Source organism: Paraburkholderia dipogonis, assembly GCF_046027395.1.
Lineage (GTDB): Bacteria > Pseudomonadota > Gammaproteobacteria > Burkholderiales > Burkholderiaceae > Paraburkholderia > Paraburkholderia dipogonis_A.
This window is the reverse complement of sequence record NZ_JAQQEG010000001.1, coordinates 302,232-323,348: the sequence shown is the minus strand read 5'-3', so window position 1 is coordinate 323,348 and position 21,117 is coordinate 302,232. Positions and strand designations below refer to the sequence as shown.

22 protein-coding genes and 3 pseudogenes are annotated in these 21,117 nt (G+C 61.2%); 15 read left to right on the top strand and 10 right to left on the bottom strand.

What is annotated here, in order from left to right; genetic code table 11:
• The first annotated feature begins 12 nt into the window (after positions 1-12).
• The 5 genes and pseudogenes from PQR32_RS01450 to PQR32_RS01430 all read left to right on the top strand — a co-directional run.
• Positions 13-1,182, top strand: coding sequence for a quaternary amine ABC transporter ATP-binding protein (locus tag PQR32_RS01450; protein WP_408221803.1), 1,170 nt, complete (start codon positions 13-15; stop codon positions 1,180-1,182).
• On the top strand, positions 1,175-2,077 hold the full coding sequence (gene choW, locus PQR32_RS01445) for a choline ABC transporter permease subunit (protein ID WP_408221802.1): 903 nt from the start codon (positions 1,175-1,177) through the stop codon (positions 2,075-2,077). The genes PQR32_RS01450 and choW overlap by 8 nt, the downstream gene beginning before the upstream one ends.
• A gap of 70 nt (positions 2,078-2,147) precedes the next feature.
• Positions 2,148-2,741: pseudogene (locus PQR32_RS01440) on the top strand (AraC family transcriptional regulator); the annotation flags it as partial.
• 137 nt (positions 2,742-2,878) lie between these two features.
• The gene (locus PQR32_RS01435) at positions 2,879-3,370 is read left to right on the top strand and encodes a MarR family winged helix-turn-helix transcriptional regulator (protein ID WP_408221801.1); all 492 of its coding nucleotides are present in this window, start codon (positions 2,879-2,881) and stop codon (positions 3,368-3,370) included.
• A 354-nt stretch (positions 3,371-3,724) separates the two neighbouring features.
• Positions 3,725-4,385, top strand: a pseudogene (locus tag PQR32_RS01430) (alpha/beta fold hydrolase); the annotation flags it as partial.
• Positions 4,386-4,431: 46 nt separating this feature from the next.
• On the opposite strand, the gene PQR32_RS01425 reads toward PQR32_RS01430, so the two are convergent.
• The 3 genes from PQR32_RS01425 to PQR32_RS01415 all read right to left on the bottom strand — a co-directional run bounded on the left by PQR32_RS01425 (position 4,432) and on the right by PQR32_RS01415 (position 6,608).
• Positions 4,432-4,752, bottom strand: coding sequence for a hypothetical protein (locus tag PQR32_RS01425; protein WP_408221800.1), 321 nt, complete (start codon positions 4,750-4,752; stop codon positions 4,432-4,434).
• A 585-nt stretch (positions 4,753-5,337) separates the two neighbouring features.
• Entirely contained in the window at positions 5,338-5,682 is a 345-nt protein-coding gene (locus PQR32_RS01420; RefSeq protein WP_408221799.1) for a DoxX family protein, read from the bottom strand.
• A gap of 2 nt (positions 5,683-5,684) precedes the next feature.
• Positions 5,685-6,608, bottom strand: coding sequence for an NAD-dependent epimerase/dehydratase family protein (locus PQR32_RS01415; protein WP_408221798.1), 924 nt, complete (start codon positions 6,606-6,608; stop codon positions 5,685-5,687).
• Between the two features lie 128 nt (positions 6,609-6,736).
• Here PQR32_RS01415 and PQR32_RS01410 point away from each other — a divergent pair, with 128 nt between their 5' ends.
• A complete protein-coding gene (locus PQR32_RS01410; protein WP_408221797.1) occupies positions 6,737-7,342 on the top strand; it encodes a TetR/AcrR family transcriptional regulator in 606 nt (201 codons plus the stop codon).
• Between the two features lie 606 nt (positions 7,343-7,948).
• On the opposite strand, the gene PQR32_RS01405 is transcribed toward PQR32_RS01410, so the two are convergent.
• Positions 7,949-8,869: a LysR family transcriptional regulator gene (locus PQR32_RS01405; protein WP_408221796.1), complete on the bottom strand. Its 921-nt coding sequence runs from the start codon at positions 8,867-8,869 to the stop codon at positions 7,949-7,951.
• Between the two features lie 155 nt (positions 8,870-9,024).
• Here PQR32_RS01405 and PQR32_RS01400 point away from each other — a divergent pair.
• From PQR32_RS01400 to PQR32_RS01385, 4 genes and pseudogenes are all read left to right on the top strand, one after another.
• Positions 9,025-9,258 (top strand): annotated as a pseudogene (locus tag PQR32_RS01400) (hypothetical protein); the annotation flags it as partial.
• A gap of 150 nt (positions 9,259-9,408) precedes the next feature.
• On the top strand, positions 9,409-10,080 hold the full coding sequence (locus PQR32_RS01395) for a response regulator transcription factor (protein WP_408221795.1): 672 nt from the start codon (positions 9,409-9,411) through the stop codon (positions 10,078-10,080).
• 480 nt (positions 10,081-10,560) lie between these two features.
• Positions 10,561-10,863, top strand: coding sequence for an ArsR/SmtB family transcription factor (locus PQR32_RS01390; protein WP_408221794.1), 303 nt, complete (start codon positions 10,561-10,563; stop codon positions 10,861-10,863).
• An 86-nt stretch (positions 10,864-10,949) separates the two neighbouring features.
• Positions 10,950-12,011 carry an alkene reductase gene (locus PQR32_RS01385; RefSeq protein WP_408221793.1) on the top strand — a complete coding sequence of 354 codons (1,062 nt, stop codon included), beginning with the start codon at positions 10,950-10,952 and terminating at the stop codon, positions 12,009-12,011.
• A 178-nt stretch (positions 12,012-12,189) separates the two neighbouring features.
• On the opposite strand, the gene PQR32_RS01380 is transcribed toward PQR32_RS01385, so the two are convergent.
• A complete protein-coding gene (locus PQR32_RS01380; RefSeq protein WP_408221792.1) occupies positions 12,190-12,717 on the bottom strand; it encodes a GNAT family N-acetyltransferase in 528 nt (175 codons plus the stop codon).
• Between the two features lie 138 nt (positions 12,718-12,855).
• Here PQR32_RS01380 and PQR32_RS01375 point away from each other — a divergent pair, with 138 nt between their 5' ends.
• Positions 12,856-13,503, top strand: coding sequence for a VTT domain-containing protein (locus PQR32_RS01375; protein ID WP_408221791.1), 648 nt, complete (start codon positions 12,856-12,858; stop codon positions 13,501-13,503).
• 17 nt (positions 13,504-13,520) lie between these two features.
• Positions 13,521-14,132: a LysE family translocator gene (locus tag PQR32_RS01370; protein WP_408221790.1), complete on the top strand. Its 612-nt coding sequence runs from the start codon at positions 13,521-13,523 to the stop codon at positions 14,130-14,132.
• Positions 14,133-14,163: 31 nt separating this feature from the next.
• On the opposite strand, the gene PQR32_RS01365 is transcribed toward PQR32_RS01370, so the two are convergent.
• From PQR32_RS01365 to PQR32_RS01355, 3 genes are read right to left on the bottom strand one after another with little or no spacing between them, the layout of a single operon-like run.
• Positions 14,164-14,661 carry an SRPBCC family protein gene (locus tag PQR32_RS01365; protein ID WP_408221789.1) on the bottom strand — a complete coding sequence of 166 codons (498 nt, stop codon included), beginning with the start codon at positions 14,659-14,661 and terminating at the stop codon, positions 14,164-14,166.
• Positions 14,658-14,996: an ArsR/SmtB family transcription factor gene (locus PQR32_RS01360; RefSeq protein ID WP_408221788.1), complete on the bottom strand. Its 339-nt coding sequence runs from the start codon at positions 14,994-14,996 to the stop codon at positions 14,658-14,660. The genes PQR32_RS01365 and PQR32_RS01360 overlap by 4 nt, the downstream gene beginning before the upstream one ends.
• A gap of 3 nt (positions 14,997-14,999) precedes the next feature.
• Positions 15,000-15,461: a VOC family protein gene (locus PQR32_RS01355; RefSeq protein WP_408221787.1), complete on the bottom strand. Its 462-nt coding sequence runs from the start codon at positions 15,459-15,461 to the stop codon at positions 15,000-15,002.
• 167 nt (positions 15,462-15,628) lie between these two features.
• Here PQR32_RS01355 and PQR32_RS01350 point away from each other — a divergent pair, with 167 nt between their 5' ends.
• From PQR32_RS01350 to PQR32_RS01340, 3 genes are all read left to right on the top strand, one after another.
• Complete coding sequence (locus tag PQR32_RS01350) at positions 15,629-16,081, top strand: MarR family winged helix-turn-helix transcriptional regulator (RefSeq protein WP_408221786.1); 453 nt, start codon at positions 15,629-15,631, stop codon at positions 16,079-16,081.
• Positions 16,082-16,097: 16 nt separating this feature from the next.
• Complete coding sequence (locus PQR32_RS01345) at positions 16,098-16,661, top strand: isochorismatase family protein (protein WP_408221785.1); 564 nt, start codon at positions 16,098-16,100, stop codon at positions 16,659-16,661.
• 64 nt (positions 16,662-16,725) lie between these two features.
• On the top strand, positions 16,726-18,066 hold the full coding sequence (locus PQR32_RS01340) for an MFS transporter (protein WP_408221784.1): 1,341 nt from the start codon (positions 16,726-16,728) through the stop codon (positions 18,064-18,066).
• A gap of 82 nt (positions 18,067-18,148) precedes the next feature.
• On the opposite strand, the gene PQR32_RS01335 is transcribed toward PQR32_RS01340, so the two are convergent.
• Both PQR32_RS01335 and PQR32_RS01330 read right to left on the bottom strand, forming a co-directional pair.
• Entirely contained in the window at positions 18,149-19,672 is a 1,524-nt protein-coding gene (locus PQR32_RS01335) for a CoA-acylating methylmalonate-semialdehyde dehydrogenase (protein WP_408221783.1), read from the bottom strand.
• A gap of 260 nt (positions 19,673-19,932) precedes the next feature.
• On the bottom strand, positions 19,933-20,889 hold the full coding sequence (locus PQR32_RS01330) for a LysR family transcriptional regulator (RefSeq protein ID WP_408221782.1): 957 nt from the start codon (positions 20,887-20,889) through the stop codon (positions 19,933-19,935).
• Between the last annotated feature and the right edge of the window lie 228 nt (positions 20,890-21,117).

Below are 21,117 nucleotides of genomic sequence, written 5' to 3'. Positions count from 1 at the left end.
GACATGCAATCAATGGGTTCCCCAAAAGTCGTAGTCGAAGGTCTCTGCAAGGTATTTGGAAACAATCCCAACGCAGCTGCGGACTTGCTCGCGCGCGGTGCCACCAAGGACGAGATATTTGCCAGAACAGGCCAGGTGGTCGGTGTCCACAATGCCTCTTTCGACGTGCAGGAAGGCGAGATCTTCGTACTGATGGGCTTGTCCGGTTCCGGCAAATCCACGTTGATCCGTCTGATCAACCGGCTCGTCGAACCGACGGCGGGCAAGGTCGTCATCAACGGCCGCGACATCGCCGCCGTGCGACGCTCCGAGCTCATATCGCTCCGGCGCACCGATATGAGCATGGTGTTCCAATCGTTCGCGTTGATGCCGCAACGCACGGTGCTGTCAAATGCAGCATTCGGCCTTGAGGTGGGTGGCATGGGCCGCAAGCAGCGCGAAAAACGCGCGCTCGACGTGCTCGAGCAAGTGGGGCTCGCCACGTTCGCGCATAAGCTGCCAGCGGAACTGTCGGGTGGCATGCAGCAGCGTGTCGGCCTCGCGCGCGCGCTGGCAGTCAATCCTTCGCTGATGCTCATGGATGAGGCGTTCTCCGCACTCGATCCGCTCAAGCGCAAGGAAATGCAGAACGTGCTGCTGGAACTGCAAAAGAACCAGCGCCGAACGATTATGTTCGTGTCGCACGATCTCGAAGAGGCGCTGCGCATCGGCAACCGCATCGCGATCATGGAAGGCGGCCGCGTCGTGCAAATCGGTACGCCGCAAGACATCATCGCGAGCCCCGCCGACGACTACGTGCGTGCATTCTTCGAAGGCGTCGATACAAGCCAGTATCTGACGGCCGGCGATGTGATGCAGACAAACGGCGTGCCGCTCGTGCGCAATCTCGACCAGTCGAGCGTCGAAGCATCGTTGAACGGCAGCGCCGAATACGCGTTCGTGGTCGATGCGGAGCGCCGCATTCGCGGCTTCGTCACGCGCGATGCGATCGGCAATGCGTCGCCGTCGCTGCGCAAGGTCGAATGCATTTCGCGCAGCGCTTCGCTCGACCACGTGGTGTCGCGCGTGTGCGTGAGCTCGACCGCGTTGCCGGTGGTCGACGATGAAGACCGCTATTGCGGCTCCGTCGATCGGACGGATGTTCTGCAGGTACTGACGCGCAACCGGGACGCCCATGTCTGAGATCATTCCACTTGGCCGCTGGGTCGATCAATCGGTTCACTATCTGCTCGATCACGATGCAAATACCTTCGATGCGATCGGCAAGACGATTGAAAGCTTTGCTGCGCTGATTGAGCACGGCCTGCAGGCCATTCCGATGTGGGCGCTGATGGCGTTCTTCATCGGCATCGGTCTGTGGCGCGTGGGCTGGCGCTTTGCGATCTTCGCGATGCTATCGCTATTGCTGATCTATGCGACCGGGTTCTGGGATCAGACCGTCATCACACTAGGTCTGACGTTGTCGTCGACACTGATCAGCCTCGTGGTCGGCGTGCCGCTCGGCATCTGGACCGCGAAGAACAGGCACGTCGCGATGGTCATGCGGCCGATCCTCGACCTGATGCAGACGATGCCCGCTTTCGTCTATCTGATTCCGGCTGCGATGCTGTTCGGCCTGGGCCGCGTGCCAGGCATTCTGTCGACAGTGATTTTCGCGATGCCGCCCGCCGTGCGTCTGACGAGCCTCGGTATCCGTCACGTGAATCGCGAGATCGTCGAAGCGGGGCAAGCGTTCGGCTGCACGCCGTGGCAATTGCTCTACAAGGTGCAATTCCCGAACGCGCTGCCGTCGATCATGCAGGGCGTGAACCAGACGATCATGCTGGCGCTGTCGATGGTGATCATCGCGTCGATGGTCGGCGCGGGCGGCCTCGGGAATGACGTGCTCGCGAGCATCCAGCGTCTGGATATCGGTCTCGGCTTCGAAAGCGGTCTGTCCGTCGTCCTGCTCGCGATCATTCTGGACCGTATCACTGAGAGCTTCGGCCGCACCCCCGGCACAGCAAGTGCGCCGCGCTTCGCAGGCCTGCGCAGTGTGATTCGCGTACGACGGGCGCGGCCGGCCGCACAGAACTGAACAGGTAGAGAGCACCACGCCGCCGCGAAAGCCACCAACTTCCGCACCCGCCAGACCTACCGTTAGCATCATGGAGAGTGTCGTGACGTCAGCCACGCATGAATTATCGTTGTCGAGCCTTACGCATTTTAGCTTTCTCACGCTGCCCGGCTTTTCGATGATCGCGTTCATAAGCGCGATCGAGGTGTTGCGCATGGCGAATCACGCAGGCCGCGCGCAGCACTATCGATGGTCGATCATTACGCCCGATGGCATACCAGCGCGCGCCAGCAACGGTATCACGCTCAAGCCCGCGTGCACGCTTGAAGAAGCGGGCAGACCGGATGTGCTGATCGTCTGCGGCGGCACGCAGATCCGCAGTGCGGTGGATAACAGCGTCAGGAAGTTCCTCGGCGATGTCGCGCAGCAGGGCATACCGCTCGGTGGCATGTGCACCGGTGCATATGCGCTGATGTCGGTGGGATTGCTCAACGACTACTGCTGCACTGTGGATTGGGAAGACCTGCACGCGTTGCGCAAGGAGTTTCCGCGAGTACATTTTACAGACGAACTGTTCGTGATCGACCGCGATCGCCTGACGTGCGCCGGAGGTACCGCGCCGCTTGATCTGATGCTCAAACTGGTCGGCAGCCGGCTCGGGCAGAAGGTCGCCGAACAGGTATCGCTCGAGTTGCAACATTCTGCGAAGGCGTCTGCGTGATATCGCCGTGAGGTCGCAACATAATCATGTAATTACGGTGTCGAACCCGGCTTGCTACCATGGTTGCATCGAACAGCAATTTTTGATGCACTCAGGGCTGCATGGACGCCAGCAACAATAACCGAAGTGGACCGGCCCTGAACGGGACAGGCCATCACATGGCCCCGGCCGATGTTGATTTCTCGTTGGTTCGCGGCGTCGAATCGCGCCTCGTGAGAGCGCGCGCTGCCCTGCTGAAGGAATCGGATCAGGCTTTCAGCGGTCTTGCCGTCAGCACGAATGAAGCCGCTGTCCTGACGGCCATCGGTAAAAGTGTTGCCAACAGCCCTACGGGATTGTCTGAGGTGTTAGGCGTCAACTCGGGATTTATGAGCCGGTTGTTGAACCGACTGGAGAATAAGTCGCTGCTGCAGCGCTCCCAAAGCACGGGAGACCGAAGAGTAGTGAAAATCGCGCTAACGGAAGCGGGTGCCCGCATGTACATCCGCCTCGAGCAGATTATGCCCAATTTATTGAATCGGCGATTTGGCAGACTCTCGCATGTGGAACTGGTCGAATTGAACGGCCTGCTTGAAAGACTTATTGGCGAGTGACGCACCGGATGGACGCGTAACGCACTGGACGAGATCGACCTACTTCCGAATTGCACTTTGACATCTTTGTGCTGATACCATTTCCGCAGGTCTATCTGGAGCGCTGACCGATCCCGTGTGCCGCTTGCGTCATCGCGGCGCACCACTTCATGTTCAACTATCTTCGGCTTGCCTTTCCATGACTCGCGTATATTCGCGCCAATGAAGAAAAGGAGAATTAGTTTCCAGGCAACCACGAAGGTAATCCGGGCAAGCACTAAAGACGTCATCGCCCGCGACAGGGTCTCCGAGCTTGCTCCAGTTGAGAACCTCTCCGCGCCAAACCACCATGTTCAACAGCCGTAGAAAGACAATATGACCTCAACCATCAACCCCATCGTCCATCACACGCTCCGGGCGAACGGCATTCGCCAGCATTATCTGGATTCGGGTAACGGCCCGGTCGTCGTTTTGCTCCATGGTTTTCCCGAAACCCAGCTTTGCGTGACGTTTTCAAATCCCGGTTCTAGCGAACAAATTTCGCGTTATCGCGCCCGACCTTCGGGGGTATGGCGAAACCGACAAGCCGGCAACTGGGTACGACAAGCGCAATATGGCGCAGGATCTGATTGCCCTGCTCGACGAACTCGGCATCGGCATCGGCATCGGCATCGGCAAGATTGCATTGGTCAGTCACGACCGGGGCGCTCGCGTCGCCACGCGATTCGCCAAAGATTACCCACGGCGTCTCGACCGGCTAGTGGTGATGGACAACGTACCGACACGAGTCGTGGCTCAGAACATGAACGCGCAGACTGCACGTGCCTACTGGTTCTTCCTGTTTCATCTCGTCCCGGACCTGCCGGAAACTTTGATTAGCGGTAAGGAAGCGGAGTGGCTTCAGCATTTTTTCGCGGACTGGTGCTACAACCCGCATGCGATCGACGGAGCGGACTTCGACACTTATGTCAGGGCTTATAAACGGCCGGGCGCCGTGCGCGGAGCGATGTCCGACTATCGGGCGAATGCCGAGGATCGTATCAAGCATCCTTTCCGCTGTGACACTCAGTCTCACGATATTCCTACTGAAGCACTTCTGAAACCGGGTTGATTCCAGTTTCATGTAATAGCCGCCCTTCGCCGCGCCAACTATCACCAAAAATATCTTGCGGCTTCGGTGTCGCAGATAGTTCTTTGGCGCCGACCGCTGGTTTTCCGATCCCCTCGCGATGATCGACGAGATCGCTGCCCGGCGGTGCACAGTCAACAAGCTTCGCCGCGCACCGGCTGCCAAGGACCGCGGTTCGAATAAAGCCGTTGATCTGACCTATCAGCGCGGACAGCGTCGCTTCGGTCGATTGATTCAAGCGCTCGTCTGCGTCAGGAAGCGGTCGCTCTTTCATCTTGATTCTCCGCTTAGCATTGGGATTGAACGTACCGGGATACTGCGCCCCGGAATCGTTACGGTGGGCACTGCGCCTACGCAAAGTCACCAGACGGATTGCCGATTTCTTCGGAGGCGGTGATACGATTTTTAGGCCAGCTATTCCCGCGCTTTGATCAAGCGCCACAGAAACAGCATATATCGTTGTGCCCAGCCGATACATTGCATATCTATGTAATCCGAAGCACCTAAGTGCGACTGCCCCCATGGAGCTTTCTGTTGCCGTCCGTGTCAGTTGCCTGATCTCCTGTTTGTCTAATGAGAATCGAGGAACCGCATCATGCAAGCTCCCTTTGAAGAAGACAGAACGTGGCAATCAACGATGGCTCTCCTCTCGAGCGAAGGTGAAACGCATCTGCCCATTGTGTCCAGCCACGTCCGCCCGATGCGCACTTGCTGCCGCTTTAACAGTCTTACATTAGCTAATCTATGGACACGATTAGCAGTTTTTAAGGACTTCAACAGTATTTCAAGTACATGCAGCACCGATTGCCCGCGCGGCCTGTTAGCGTCCCGGGCTCACTCGCCTGGTAGCGAGCAAGCCTCAACCGCGCAGCGCCACAGTAACCACAACGAGAGCCGAGAAGATCAGCGCCGGGACGAGATGCCGGAACGACTCCCGGTTTCGTAGCAACGTGAAGAGCACGACGACCAAAATCGCACCGGCCAGAGTTAGGCCCAGGACTCTGGTTTGTTGTCCAAAAAGAAGTGCCGCACACAACAGCTCAAGAGCGCCACAGAGCAAATGAAACCATGCCGGGTAACCCCAGCGCGCGAAGTCGCGCTTCACCGCGCCGCGTCCTGTGAGATTGACCACCCCAGCAACCGCGAACAGAACCGCTACGATCATCGCGAGAATCGATTCGAAAGATGCACTGTTCCCCGCCATGGTCATGCTCCGTTGATTTGCTGAAAGTACTTTTGTACGGAGAGGTCCGCAATCAGGCCGGGGCCATGGGGCTTCCACGCAAGAACTCGCCGGGCATGCTGGCCGCTTACTGTCTGGTCGAGCGCCAGTGCGTCAGCGAACGGTCCAAGCGATTTGCGAGCATCGTCGAGCGGCCAGGGTTCGACGCAATCGGCGCCGACCGAGGCCCGAATCGCTTCACCCATTTCGGCAACCGCAACGGCCTCTTCCGCGACCACGTTGAAGATCTGTCCCGTGATTCGACCGTCCCCGCTTGCCGCCCGTTCCACCGCGCTCAGGTACGCCGCGGCGAGATCATCGACGTGCACGGCAGGCCAGTGGTTGCGACCATCGCCGACAACCCTCACACTGCCGGTCTGACGGACCATGCCGGCAAGCATGCCGAAGATGCCGCCGCCGTAGCCGTGCACCATCGCCGGCCTGAGGATTACTGCGGCAATCGAGCGGCGTGCTGCTAGCGCCAGCACCTGTTGCTCCACTGCGGGCCGCCAGGCGACGAGTGGTGTCGGGTTCAGCGCCGATGTTTCAGTCGCGGGCTCTCCCTCCGTATTGCCGTAGACCCAAGTGCCCGACGTATAGACAAACGCCGCGCCCGGACGCAAATGCGAAAGCATCGCTGCAGTCGCGGCCTCATCAGCAGCAGCGGCGGAAGCATCGTTGGTCGACGCCGCGTGCACCACGCCATCAGCGGCACCGGCAGTCGCAGCGAAAGACTGTGGCTCGCGCAGGTCGCCGGAATGCAGCGTCACACCGAGACGTGCCAGTGCGCTGGCGGCCGCCGAGCTGTCGTCGCGCACCAGCGCCGTCACCTCATGGCCGAGGCTGATTGCCTTGCGCGTGACCGCTTGCCCGATAAAGCCAGTACCACCTGTAATGAACAGTTTCAAAGCGTTCTCCAATGAGTGGCTGCGAAGTTGAATAGTCTTACAAACGAGACTCATCGGTCTCGTTTTGATCAATCTAAACGAGACTGACCAGTCTTGTCAACTACTCGACGATCTGTTATTTATCTCGCATGGACACTTCTTCTCTCCCCGGCCTGAGCCCGCTGCAATGCCGCAAGCGGTCTGCAATCCTCGATGGCGCGAAAACCGTTTTCTTACGCGAGGGTTTCGGTTTGGCAACGATGGATGATGTCGCCTCGGCCGCCGGCGTCGGCAAACAGACGGTCTACCGCCACTTCAAGTCGAAGGAGGCGCTCTTCGTTGGTCTGGTGAGCGCGATGTGCGCTCAGGTGGGCGCGGTGCTTGCCGGCGCTCAGGGCGAGCAATCCGATGGCGCACCCGAAGTCGAGTTGCGCGAGTTGGGATGGTTGCTGGCACGAAGCCTCATTACGCCGGATAGTCTGGGGCTTTACCGGGCCATCGTTGCTGAGGCCGCGCGCTTTCCGGAACTCGGCCAGGTGTTTTACGAAAATGGTGCAAAGGTCGTGCGTGCCTTCGCCGCAAAAATTCTGCGAAGACGATTTGACGAATCGACTGCTGCATTGCGGGCAGCGACATTCGTTCAGTTGGTGCTTGGCGATGCGCATCTGGAACTGACACTTGGCTACACGGTTCCCGATGTTGAAGCACGCTTTGCGCTGCAGATCGACGAGGCGGTAGCGGCTGCACTTCGCTAAGGAGCGGCGCATAAGATGTCGAGCCGCTGCATGCAAAACGCAACAGCGTGTGGCGCAGGAAGCAAGACAGCGCGTGTCCGATTCCGAACGCAGTCGCGCACCGGTTTCCGTACGATCCAGGCGAGTTTCTAAAATTGTGAGTGTCGTTTTGTGGCCGGTCACTGTCTGCCGCCGATCGACGGCACGCGACCCTCACCGGCCGCTCGCCCAAGTATGAACGCTACGACGGGTTCCAAGCTATAACGGTCATTCACGCGGCCATCTCTGCGCGTACGCTCGACACCGGACAGACCATCGCACCGCAGCCGAAAATATCCATTGAGCCTCAAGCAGACGCCTACCCACGATATCGCTCAGTTACGGCCGCATCCCGCCCGCACGACCGTCTACTCAACTCTGTCGCTCAGGAAGAGCACTGACGCAGTTCGCGCGCTTCACGTGGCCACCCGCAAAGATAAATCGTGGATGCCCTGGAACCAGTATGGTCTGTTGTGGATTACCAAACGATGTGGATGACGCCAACCTCTTCCACGAACGCCAACAAGTGATCTGACGAAGCAACCCGGGCGAGTTTGTTGCCCATTCAACTCCAGCATTCATGTGAGTTCAGTCTTCCGTATGCGCCCAGGGCACGCTCGCAAGACATTCGCCGAGATAGGCCAGCATCGCTGTCACCCGCGCCGGCCTGAAACCGCCAGGCGGTGTGACAAGGTTGAGATGAACTCTCGCAATCTGCCAGTCTGGTAAGACTTCCTCCAGTTCGCCGCTGCACAGCGCATCCCAGACGACGAACTCCGGTTGCAGCGCCAGACCCTGTCCCGCAAGCAGTGCCGGAATGATGGCCTCGGCATTGTTGCTGCTGATTCTCCCCTTCACGGGCACCACGCACTCGTCTCCGGACGCATGACGGAAGCGCCATTGGCCGGGCGTCGGCAGATTGGTGTAGATCAGGCAGGCATGGTCCGCGAGTTCCCGTGGATGCGTCAGGCGGCCGTTGCGGGAAAGATAGTCCGTGCTTGCGACGAGCGGCCGGCGCACCTCGCAGAGCTTGCGCGAGCGCAGCGACGAGTCCGGCAGCTCGGCGATGCGCAGTGCCACATCGTACCCTTCGGCGACGACATCGATCACAGTATCCGTCAACGACAGGTCGATGTTGACGTCGGGATAGCGGTTGAGAAATTCGGGAATCAGCGGCGTCAGATATTTGAGGCCAAACGACATCGGCGCACTGACGCGCACCGTGCCGTGCGGCGTGAGCGCTTGCGCCGACGCCTCGGCTTCGACGGCTTCACCTTCGTTCAGGATGCGGACCGCGCGTTCGAGGGCCATGCAGCCAGTCGGGGTTAACGACAGCCGGCGCGATGTCCGATATAGCAGCGCTGTGCCGAGCCGTTGCTCCAGGCGGGCAATCGCCTTCGATACGGTGGGCTGCGACATGCCGAGCGACTCGGCCGCTTTGGCAAACGAGCCGAGATCGGAAACACGGGCAAATATGGCCCAAGCTTGAAGATCGGGAAGAGAAGGCATGAAAAAAACGGAATGGAACCCATTCGTTCCATTCTATTTATCAGGTTGAGAAGGTCAATTACTATCGCTCCTTCGAAATCGTTCCTGCGGGCGCTCTCATCCATGTCGATGGAACTCTCAGCGCGGACGGTCTTCATCACGCGATATCAGGTTTGCTGAATCAACCTGGAGAACACGATGCTCCAAGCTCAGCCAAGCCTGGAAAACTGCTGCTTTCGCCGGCCGATCACACGCTGATCCTGATCGACAAAGTCGCAAATGCGTTCGCCACGAAGTCGATCGATCCGGTTCTGCTGCGCAACAATGCCGCGCAGGTTGCGAAGGTGAAGGATTTCTCCGTTTCGACGATCCTGACCACGGTGGCATTGAAGACCTTCTCGGGTCCGATCCGTCATCCGGAAACACCGAGCGGATCTCGTCGAAGAGGGTTGCGACGATTGTGGATGGGTCGATAGTACGCGTTGGCCGCTAAGGCAAGCAGACATTTAAAACCGTTAGTCCGACAAGGAAGGGCTTTCACCTAACGATAGAGAGGTTCTATGGAATCCGCGAGCGAACTAGTCTACGTGGTCGACGACGACGGGCGCGTGCGAGAAGCACTCGCTGCGCTGTTGCGCGCAAACGGAAGAGACGTCCAGACATTCGACTCTGGCGAGGAGTTCCTGGACACGCCGCATCAAAATGTCGTCGCATGCCTGATACTGGATATGAGAATGCCAGGCATGAGTGGCCTGGAAGTCCAGAGGCTTGTCCGCATGGACTCTCCGATTCCCGTCATTTTCATTACCGGAAGGGCAGATGTGCCGTCCACGGTCCTGGCCATGAAGGGCGGGGCTGTTGACTTCCTCACAAAGCCACTCGATGAAGACGCGCTGATGCGCGCGGTCGATGCGGCACTCGCCAGGGCGCACGTTCTTCGCAAGGAGGCGGAAGATACAGCGGCGCTCCAGGCTCTCCACCAATCGCTGACGCCTCGTGAGCAGGAGCTGTTGCCGTTACTCGCAAGCGGCCGGCTCAACAAGCAGGCGGCGGCAGTCCTTGGTATCACCGAATACACCGTGCAGGTGCATCGCGGCAACATCATGAGAAAAATGCAGGCGGATTCATTTGCCACGCTCGTCAGGCAGGCAAGCAGACTGCAGCTTGAAACATCGTCGACGACGCGACGAACGGCGTCACCAGCCGAGCGGCTGTTTCGAGAGCGAAGCTGACGCACGAATGTCCGGTTGCGCCGACGGGCAAATGACGCCTTCTGGCCGGGCACGGCCTGACGCGATGGGCTCGAGTCGACCCAACCAGGGAAGTTCGCCGGATTATCCGCAGCCTTCTGCATCAGCAACGAGAGCCAGTACTCCGAACTTAATTTAGCATTGAGAAAACATTTTCGCGGCGATTCGCTCTAATGACCTCGGTTCAGGCTGGCCTCCGCTTACGTCCGTCTGTAGCCCGTTTCCGCGCAGCATTTCATCTTGTGGAAGCGGGGACTGCGTTCTTTGTTGTGCGAATCAAAGTCACCGCCGGAAGTACAGACTTATTTGTGCATCCCCACCTATCACCCCCATTATCAGTAGTGCCTTCGTGCATATCGTAAAAATCCGATATATGATTCGTGTTGTAGCGATGCAGCCGTGAGGGCGCTAACCGGCGCCCTCAGCTGCCTGTTGTTTGTTGAAGACCCTGAAACCCACCCAATGACGCTCGACATCGACGCGATTCACAAAGCGCTTGCCAACCCTGTTCGCCGGGAGATTCTCGGCTGGCTGCGCGAGCCGTACGCGCATTTCGGCGACCAGGAACTGCCGCTCGATTACGGCGTGTGCGCGGGCAAGATCGACGGACACTGCGGCTTGTCGCAGTCCACCGTGTCGGCCCATCTCGCGGCCTTACAGCGCGCGGGTCTCGTCACGTCGAAGCGGGTGGGTCAATGGGTGTTTTTCAAACGCAACGAGGCCGTCATCCAGGCGTTCCTCGAGCACATGAACTCCCAGCTCTAGGCGCTGTTATTCGCATCGCCGCGCTTCTTTTATCAAGCAGTTTTTTCAGGCTCGGGCCGCGCGCCCTCGGTCAAAGGTGAACTCATATGCCGACTCTTTTCGATCCGCTGCAAATTGGCGACATCACGCTGTCGAACCGCATCATCATGGCGCCGCTCACGCGCCAGCGCGCCGAAGAAATCCGCGTGCCGAATGCGCTGATGGCGAAGTACTACGCTGAACGCGCGAGCGCCGGGCTGATCATCAGCGAAGCGACTTCTGTCACGCCGCAGGGCGTGGGCTATGCCGAGACGCCGGGCATCTGGTCGCAGGAGCAGGTCGAAGGATGGAAACTCGTCACGAGCGCCGTGCACGCCGCCGGCGGCAAGATCTTTCTGCAACTGTGGCACGTCGGCCGTATTTCGGACCCTCTGTTCCTGAACGGCGAACTGCCGGTCGCGCCGAGCGCGATCGCGGCACAAGGCCACGTGAGCCTGGTGCGTCCGGAGCGTCCCTACGTGACGCCGCGCGCCCTGGAACTCGATGAAATCGCCGGCGTAGTTGAAGCCTTCCGCAAAGGCGCGGCAAACGCGAAGGCAGCTGGTTTCGACGGCGTCGAAGTGCACGGCGCGAACGGCTATCTGCTCGACCAGTTCCTGCAGGACAGCACCAACAAGCGTACTGACGCCTACGGCGGCCCGATCGAAAACCGCGCGCGTCTGCTGCTCGAAATCACCGACGCCTGTATCGACGTGTGGGGCGCGAACCGTGTCGGCGTGCACCTCGCGCCGCGCCGCGACGCGCACGCCATGGGCGATTCCGATCCGGCCGGCACCTTCGGCTATGTGGCCCGCGAACTGGGCAAGCGCAAGATCGCATTCATCGCCGCACGTGAAGCGCTCGGCGACGACCGTCTCGGCCCGCAACTGAAGAAAGCCTTCGGCGGCCCATACATCGCGAACGAAAAGTTCACCAAGGAAACCGCGCAACAGGTGCTCGATGCCGGTGAAGCGGACGCGGTGGCGTGGGGTCAACTGTTCATCGCGAATCCGGATCTGGTGCGCCGCTTCGCGACCAATGCGCCGTTGAACAAGCCGAACCCGGCGACGTACTATGCACGCGGCGAAACTGGCTACGTCGATTATCCGACGCTGGAAACCGTGGAATAAGTCTTGAAGCAAGCTGCAAAAAAAGGCGAAGCTATGCGGTGAGTCGACGGAGGTGAAGCCGCTGAATCAAGCGGCACATGCATGGCAGTACGCTAGAAAACCGCGCGGCGGGTGTGACATGAACGATATGTTCCGGTCACACCCGCCGCGTTTTTATGCCCGCAAAGAAGCACGCATATCACGCAAGATCACGCCTCATGAACACCCGCTTCGATTCGTCGAGTCCTCGCGCGATATGCGCGTCGCGACGCGCGATCAACGCCGCGTCGAGTTCGGCTTCTTCGATATCGCGAAACCCGAGCCGCCGATAATACGGCGCATTCCACGGCACCTCGCGAAACGTCGACAGAATCAGTTGCGTGAGTCGTTGCGCGCGCGCAGTGTGCGCGACCTGCTCGATCAGCGCCGCGCCGATACGCTGCCCCGCGTGCGAGGTGAGCACATCGAGTTCCTGCACGTAGATGCGCGCGGGCTGCGGCTCGAACATCACGAAACCGGCACACGTTGCATCGGCGGCCACGGCAACGATGATTTCCCGCGCCGCGATCTTGCGCTCGACAAGTTCCAGATCCATCGGCGGTGCATCCGCAATACCCGCCATATCGACGCTGAGGAAGCGCTGCCCCGCTTCGAATTCGATCGTGCGGATTGCGTTCGCATCGTGCGGCTCGGCAAAGCGGAAGGTGACGGCGGTAGCGTGTTGCATGGGCGTTTTCGTAGGTGTGTACTGGTGGTTATTCTCGACGACACGCCCCGATATTGACATCACCCCCGAGAAATAGACAAGTCAGCACGCCGCAGCGGGACTAAACTCCTGAAGATCCGAATTCCCCTTCGACCCAAGATGGATCTGATGCATGTGCTGCAGGTCGCCCTGCACTTCGACCAGCACCTGAGCGGCCTGATCGTGCAATACGGCACCGCCGTCTACGCGATGCTGTTTCTCGTCGTGTTCGTCGAGATCGGTTTTCTGCCGCTGTTCTTCCTGCCCGGCGATCCGCTGATTTTCATTTGCGGCGGTCTCGCGGCCACCGGCGCGCTGAACGTCTGGCTCGTGATTCCCGTGCTGTTCTCCGCGACGGTGGCCGGCAGCATCGTCGACTACGCGATCGGGCGTGCAATCGGCGAAAAAGTCTATACCGCCGACTATCGCTGGCTCGACAAGAACGCGTTGCGCAAAGCGCACGCGTTTTACGAAGCGCGCGGCGGACTCACCTTTCTGCTGTCGCCGTTCATCGCCGTGGTGCGCACCTTCGCGCCGTTCGTCGCGGGCGTTTCGCGCATGACGTTCGCGCGGTTTGTGTCGTTCGTCACGGCGGGCGCGGCGCTGTGGATCGTCTCGCTGGTGGCGGCCGGCTATCTGTTCGGCAATGTGCCGCTGGTGCGCGATCATATGAGTTCGATCGTGCTGCTGGGCGTCGCGCTCGGCGTCGGCTCGCTGCTCGTGAGCGCCGTGTGGCGCTTCGTCAACCGGCGCTTGCGCGCGCACTGAAATTCGTGGAGATCGTCATGACGCTGTCTGCCCTGCTCGTTTTCGCCCTCGCGTTGATCGTCGGGGCCGGCACGCCGGGACCGAGTATCGCCGCGTTGGTCGCGCGCGTGCTGACCAATGGCTTTCGCGACGTGCTGCCCTTTCTCGCCGCCATGTGGATCGGCGAGGCGCTCTGGCTCACGTGCGCGGTGGCGGGACTTGCGGTGATCGCGCGCAGCTTCGGCGTGGTGTTCGTGGTGCTCAAATTCATCGGCGTGGCATATCTGCTGTTTCTCGCCTGGAAGATGTGGCGCGCGCCTGCCGATGTGCAAGGCAGCGAGTTGCCGAGCGGCCGGTCGCCGTGGCGCATGTTCGTGGCGGGTCTGCTCGTCACGCTCGGCAACCCGAAGATCATGATGTTCTACCTCGCGTTGTTGCCGACCATCATCGACCTCTCCCGCATCGGCACCATCGCGTGGTTCGAGCTCACGCTCACCATGCTGATCGTGCTGATGGCCGTCGACTTCGGCTGGGCGCTGCTTGCCACGCGTGCGCGCAAGCTGCTCACGACCCGGCGCGCCGTGAAGATCGCCAACCGCGCAAGCGCGACGGTGATGGCGGGCGTCGCAGCCGCGCTCGCCACGCGCTGAGGGTTTCCTCGCCCGGACGCCCTGGCGCTCCTCAGCCGGTCGGTCCGGACGCCCGCACCGCGGTTCGCAGCGAAGCCAGCAACGCCTGCCACCATTCGCCGTGCCGCAGCAGAAACACGCGATCAGGGAAATGGTGGCGGGCTACATGGTCCTGCGGCACCGTGTCCCAGCCACGATGCTCGACGGTCACTCGCGTTTCCTCGCCCACCGATTCGAAACGCACTTCGACGTGCGTGTGCTGCGCGTCGGTGAAACTGGCCTGACGCCAGCCGAAGGCGAGGCGCTCGCCCGGCTCCCAAACCGTGATGCGGCCAATCTCGAAGACGCTGCCGTCCGCCTGCGTCTCGATCAGACGGCCCTGCCCGCCCACTTGCTCGGCCGCTTCGAACGACAACACGCCGGCGCTTTGCGGCGTGAACTGAAAGAGCTGATTGGGCCGCCACCACGCGCCGATCTCGCGCGTGAAAATGTCGAACGCGCGTTGCGGCGAGGCGGCCACGCGCAACGACACCTGCACGCGCGAACTCATCCCGGTGCCTCCAGATGCGCTTTGAACGACAGCAATTGCCCGGCCCACATGGCCTCGGTCTGTTCGAGCCACGCTTTCAGCTCGCCCATCGGCGTCGAGCGCAACACGTAAAGGCGCACGCGCGCGTCGACGCCGTCATGCGATTCTTCGATCAACTGGCTCGAGCGCAGCACGCGCAAGTGCCGGCTCATCGCTTGAGGCGACAGGCCGGTGGCTTGCGCGAGTTCGCCGGCGCGCATCGGCTGACGGCTAAGCAGATCGACCACCTGACGCCGGTTCGGATCGGCTAGCGCGGCCAGCGTGCGGTCGAGCGAGGCGCTGGCAGGCAGGGCCATGCGTTACACCCATCCTTCGATCTTCAGACCGCTGACGCGCTCGGCTTCCTCGCGCGACACGGCGCGAACCGTCTGGCCGAAGCTCCACACATGGCCTTCCGGGTCGCGGGCGGCGTAGACGCGGTCGCCGTAAAACTGATCCTCCGGTTCGCGCGTAATCACCGCGCCCGCGGCGCGCGCGCGGGCGCAATGTTCGTCGATGCCGTCACGCAATTGCACGTGCACCGACTGCGTGTTCTTGCCGCCGATCGATGCCGGGCTGGCCGCGTTTTCCGACCATTCACGGCAGACCATCAGGTAGCTGTCGCCGAAACGCATTTCCGAGTGGCCCAGTTGGCCGTCGTTGTCCGTGATGACCATCTGGCGCTCGAAACCGAACGCCCGTTCGAGCCAATCGAGCGCGGCGAACGGATCCTTGTAGTACACCGCGGATCCCAACGAAGGGCGATGAAGCGGCTCGTTCATGATTGTCTCCTTTTGTAAACCTGACGGTTGATATTTAACACTATAGTTAAACAAATGGGGAAAGCAAGGACAATATGGATAACACTGCTAGTTGATCATCTCCTCTACCTTGACTCCAGCCAGATGTGAAGGTAACCTTTGTAGGTAACCTTCACATCTGTCATGGCATGAGCAAGAGCGATCTACCGGCTGATACCGAAACCCTGCACACCATGGCGGAAGACCTGCGCGTGCTGATCGGCAAACTGCGCCGCCGCTTGCGCGAAGAGTCGCATCTGGGCGATTTCACGCCGTCACAGGTGCAGGTCCTCGGCTTGCTGGAGCGCGAAGGTCCGGCAACGGTCACCGCGCTCGCGCGCGCTCACGGCATGCGTCCGCAATCCATGGGCGAGACGCTTTCGGTTCTGAAAGCCGCCGGGCTCGTCAGCGGCACGCCCGATCCGAACGACGGCCGGCAAACGGTCCTCTCCCTCACACCCGCCTTTCGCAAGAAGATCAAGGCAAGCCGCGCGGCGCGCGAGGACTGGCTGTTCCGCACCATCCAGACGCGCTTCTCGGCGGCCGAGCAACGACAACTCGCTACCGGCGTCGACTTACTCAAACGCCTCATCGACTCGTAACTCTCAGGAGCACCTCATGGCACTCACCACGCTCGACGCAAAGACCGCACTGGTCGTCATCGATTTGCAGCAAGGCATTGTCGCGCTGCCCACCGCGCATCCCACCGGCGAAGTCGTCAAGCGCTCGGCCGTCATCGCCGACGCGTTTCGGCGCCACGGCCTGCCCGTGGTGCTCGTCAACGTGGCCGGCGGCGCGCCGGGCCGCGCGGAACAGGCGCGCCACACCGGCGACTTCCCCGCCGGCTTCGCGGACCTCGTGCCCGAGATAAACGCGCAGCCGTCGGATCATCGGGTCACCAAGCGCACCTGGGGCGCGTTCACGAACACCGATCTCGAAGCGTATCTGCGCGAGCAGGGCGTCACGCAAGTGGTGCTCGTAGGCGTGGCCACCAGCATCGGTGTCGAATCCACCGCGCGCTACGCCAACGAACTCGGCTTTAACGTCACGCTCATCGTCGACGCCATGACCGACCTCAATGCGGACGCTCACACCAACAGCATCACGCGCATCTTCCCGCGTCTCGGCGAAACCGGCACGACGCAGGAAGTCCTCGAGTTGCTCGAGCGCTCGCGCGCATGATGCCGAGTTCAACGACACCTGAAAGTCTGCGCACCGGCCTAACCCCGCGCATGGAAACAGTCCGGTGAACGGCACTTTCCGTTCGCTGCGCAATTTCAATTACCGGGTCTGGGCGAGCGGCGCGATCGTCTCCAACGTCGGTACGTGGATGCAGCGCACGGCGCAGGACTGGCTCGTCCTCACGGAACTCACGCGTCACAATGCGACCTCCGTGGGGATTGTCATGTCGCTGCAGTTCGGCCCGCAAATGCTGCTGTTGCCGCTCACCGGTTACGCGGCCGACCATTTCGACCGTCGCAAGCTGCTGTTCGCCACTCAGGCAGCCATGGGTACTTGCGCACTGGGCCTCGGCATTCTCACCGTCACCGGGCTCGTGCAGTTGTGGCACGTCTATGTGTTCGCGGGGCTGCTCGGCTGCGTCACCGCGTTCGACTCGCCGGTGCGCCAGACCTTCGTGTCCGATCTGGTTGGCGAAGAGGATCTGTCGAACGCGGTCGGATTGAATTCCACCTCGTTCAACGCCGCGCGCATGATCGGGCCCGCGGTCGCGGGACTGCTGATCGCCTCGGTCGGCACTGGCTGGGTGTTTCTCATCAACGCACTGTCTTTCGTCGCCGTGCTCGGGTCGCTGCGCATGCTGCGGCTGAACGAACTGCATCTGAGACCGCGCGCGGTGCGCTCACGCGGCAGTTTCGCGGAAGGCTTCAGGTATGTCTGGAAGCGTCCCGATCTTAAGGCCGCGCTGTTGATGCTGTTCCTGATCGGCACGTTCGGCCTGAACTTCCCGATCTTCATTTCGACGATGTCGGTCACGGCGTTTCATGCGGGCGCCAGCGAATACGGCGTGCTGAGTTCGACCATGGCGATCGGCTCCGTGACCGGCGCGCTGCTCGCCGCGCGCCGTGCGAAACCGCGCATGGCGCTGCTGCTCAGCGCGGCGGCCATGTTCGGCGTGGGCTGTACGCTAGCTTCGCTGATGCCGAGCACCGCGTTATTCGGCCTGACACTCATCGCGATCGGTGTCTCGACGCAGACCTTCTCGACGTCCACCAACAGTCTCGTACAGATCACCACCGAGCCTGCCATGCGCGGCCGGGTGATCGCGATTCTGCTGGCTATTTTAATGGGCGGTACGCCGCTCGGCGCGCCGGTCGTCGGCTGGGTCGCGGACCGTTTCGGCCCGCGTTGGGCGCTCGGGGTAGGCGCGGCTTCGGGATTCGCGGCGGCGGTCGTCGGCTTGCTTTATTTCGTGAAGTACCGCCAGTTGCGCGTGTATATCGAAGGGGGGCGTCTGCGCTACAGCGTCGACGATCCGCGTCAGGCGCCTGCTTACGTCAGCCCCGCAGTCGCCGTGCAAAATGCCGTGTTGAGCGAAGCGGAAGAGGATTCCTCTGCGGGCGTTTAACGCGCCTGAGTTGAGGCCTCACGCAAAAAAGCCGCGCCTGATTCAGGCGCGGCTTTCTCATTGCAACCAACCCACCGATAACTTACTTCGCCACCGGCATCGTAAATTCAGCCCCCTTCGCGATGCTATCCGGCCAGCGCTGCATGATGCTCTTGTAGCGCGTATAGAAGCGCACACCCTCTTCGCCGTAAGCGTGATGGTCGCCGAATAGCGAACGCTTCCAGCCGCCGAACGAATGCCATGCCATCGGCACCGGAATCGGCACGTTGATGCCGACCATGCCCACCTGAATCTGCCGGCCGAACGCACGCGCCACACCGCCGTCCGATGTGAAGAGCGACACGCCGTTACCGAACTCGTGCGCGTTGATCAGCGCCACGGCGCTCGCGAAATCGGGCACTCGCACCACCGCCAGCACCGGCCCGAAGATCTCTTCCTTGTAGATCTTCATGTCCGTGCCGACATTGTCGAACAGCGTACCGCCGATAAAGAAGCCGTCTTCGCTCGCCACCGGATGCGCGCGGCCGTCGACGATCAGCTTCGCGCCTTCGGCCTCGCCCGAGGCGATATAACCGGCCACCTTGGCCTTATGTTCGGCGGTAACCAGCGGGCCCATTTCCGCGTCGAGATGTTCGCCGTTCTTGATCACGAGCGATTTGACGCGCGGCACCAGCTTGTCGATCAGCTTGTCGGCCACGTTGCCGACCGCCACCGCGACCGAGATCGCCATGCAGCGTTCGCCCGCCGAACCGTAGGCCGCGCCGATCAGTGCGTCGACCGCCTGGTCCAGATCGGCGTCCGGCATCACGACCAGATGATTCTTCGCGCCGCCGAGCGCCTGCACGCGCTTGCCGCGCTTCGACGCTTCCGTATGAATGTATTCGGCGATCGGTGTCGAGCCCACGAACGACAGCGCCGCGACGTCCGGGTGATCGATCAGCGCATCCACGGCCACCTTGTCGCCGTTGACGACGTTGAACACGCCGTCCGGCAGACCGGCTTCCTTCAGCAATTCGGCAATCCGCAGCGACGCCGACGGGTCACGTTCCGACGGCTTCAGCACGAACGTGTTGCCGCAGGCGAGCGCGACCGGGAACATCCACATCGGCACCATGACCGGGAAGTTGAACGGCGTAATGCCCGCGACCACGCCCAGCGCCTGGCGCAGATTCCAGTTGTCGATGCCGCCGCCGATCTGGTCGGTGAAATCGGTCTTCAGCAGGTTCGGAATGCCGCACGCGAACTCGACCACTTCGATGCCGCGCACTACTTCGCCTTGCGCGTCCGTGAACACCTTGCCGTGTTCGCGCGTGATCAGCATCGCCAGTTCGTCATGCTGCTGGTTCAGCAGCTCCTTGAACTTGAACAGAATGCGCGCGCGCTTGATCGGCGCGGTTTCGCTCCAGGCGGGAAAGGCAGCCTTGGCGGCCTGCACCGCCGCATCCACTTCCTCGACCGACGCCAGCGCCACCGAACCGGTCACCTTGCCGGTGGCGGGATTGAACACGTCCTTGAAGCGGCCGCTGGTCGGCGCGGCCGGCGCGCCGCCGATGTAGTGGCCCAACTGCTGCACCGACAGCTTCGCTTGTTCGTTCACTGCATTCATGTCCTTACCTCGTATTCGGGATAAACCGCGGCGCGTCACCACCGGGCCATAGGCAAAAAATCGGGCTACGTCGCACAGCGCCAGAGCGGCGATCCGCTCGTCGGCAGGCTCCATCGAGACCCGCCAACTGTATCGACGGCGCCGGTCATATTCCCGATACAGCCAGATAAAACCGCGCCTCACTGTATTGTTTTTTGCGTGGCAACTGTATTGGAACGCGAACCCCGTCCGGGCTTCCGCCGCGCCGCCGCGCAACGCCGTCAAAACCCGCCCACGCCGCGCGTCACCAGCGCATATGGCCCGTTCGTCAACTGTTCCCGGAGAAATTCGATGCACACCTGGATCTTCGCCGACGACGACAAACGCTCCGCGGTCACCGCCCACACGTCGGCAGACTGCATGTAGTCAGGCAGCACGCGCACCAGTTCGCCGGCGCGCAGGCTCTCCGCCACGTCCCAGATCGACACCATCACCACCCCGTAGCCGTCCTTGGCCCACTGCACGACGATATCGCTGAGATTGGACGCGACGGTGCCCGTCACCTTCACGCTCTTTTCGCCGTTCGGGCCGCTCAGACGCCAGACGCCGAAACGGTCGTCGCGTCCGCGAAACAGCAGGCAGTCGTGCTGGGCCAGTTCAGCCAACTCGAGCGGCACGCCACGCCGCTCCAGATAATCCGGCGACGCGCAGAGTATCCGCGTGCTCTCCACCATCTTGTGCGCGATCAGGTGCGGCTCATGCACTTCGCCCACGCGAATGTCGATATCGAAGTTCTCGCCGACGAGATCGGCGCGCCGGTCCAGCAATTCCAGCCAGATCTCGAGATTCGGATGACGCTGGCGCAACAAGGCCAGAATCGGCGACACATGCTTGCGGCCGAGCCGCAGGCTCGTGCTGATGCGCAGCAAGCCGCGCAACTCAGTGCGGCGATCGGCGAACGCGTCTGCCATGCCTTGCACGTCGTCGAGGATTTTCTGCGCCCACTGCAAAGCGGCTTCACCGTCGCTCGTCACGCTGACCCGGCGCGTGGTGCGCTGAAAGAGCTTCACGCCGAGACCGGCTTCCAGCATGGCAATGCGCTTACTGACATGCGAGGGCGACAAACCCATTTCCGTCGACGCCGCCACGAAACTGCCCCGGCGGGCGATGTTGCAGAACAACTGCAGGTCGCGCAGAAAAGACTCATTGCTGGCTGTGAGCGCATTCTGATTTTCCATTTGGCCGCATTGTGTCCGTGCAGAACCACATTACCCTAGCCTTAACGAGCCGATCGGGCAAGCCACGCCGGTCGGACGAAATACTCGGGACACCCAGGCACTGGTTAACCCTGTAGCGCCATTCGATTGGTGCGCTGCACAGCAACATTCGAGCATCCGGAAACAGACCACGCAGGCCGCGTCCCAGGAAAGTCCTGGCTTGCATAGTTTTGCTTTCAGGACGCCAAT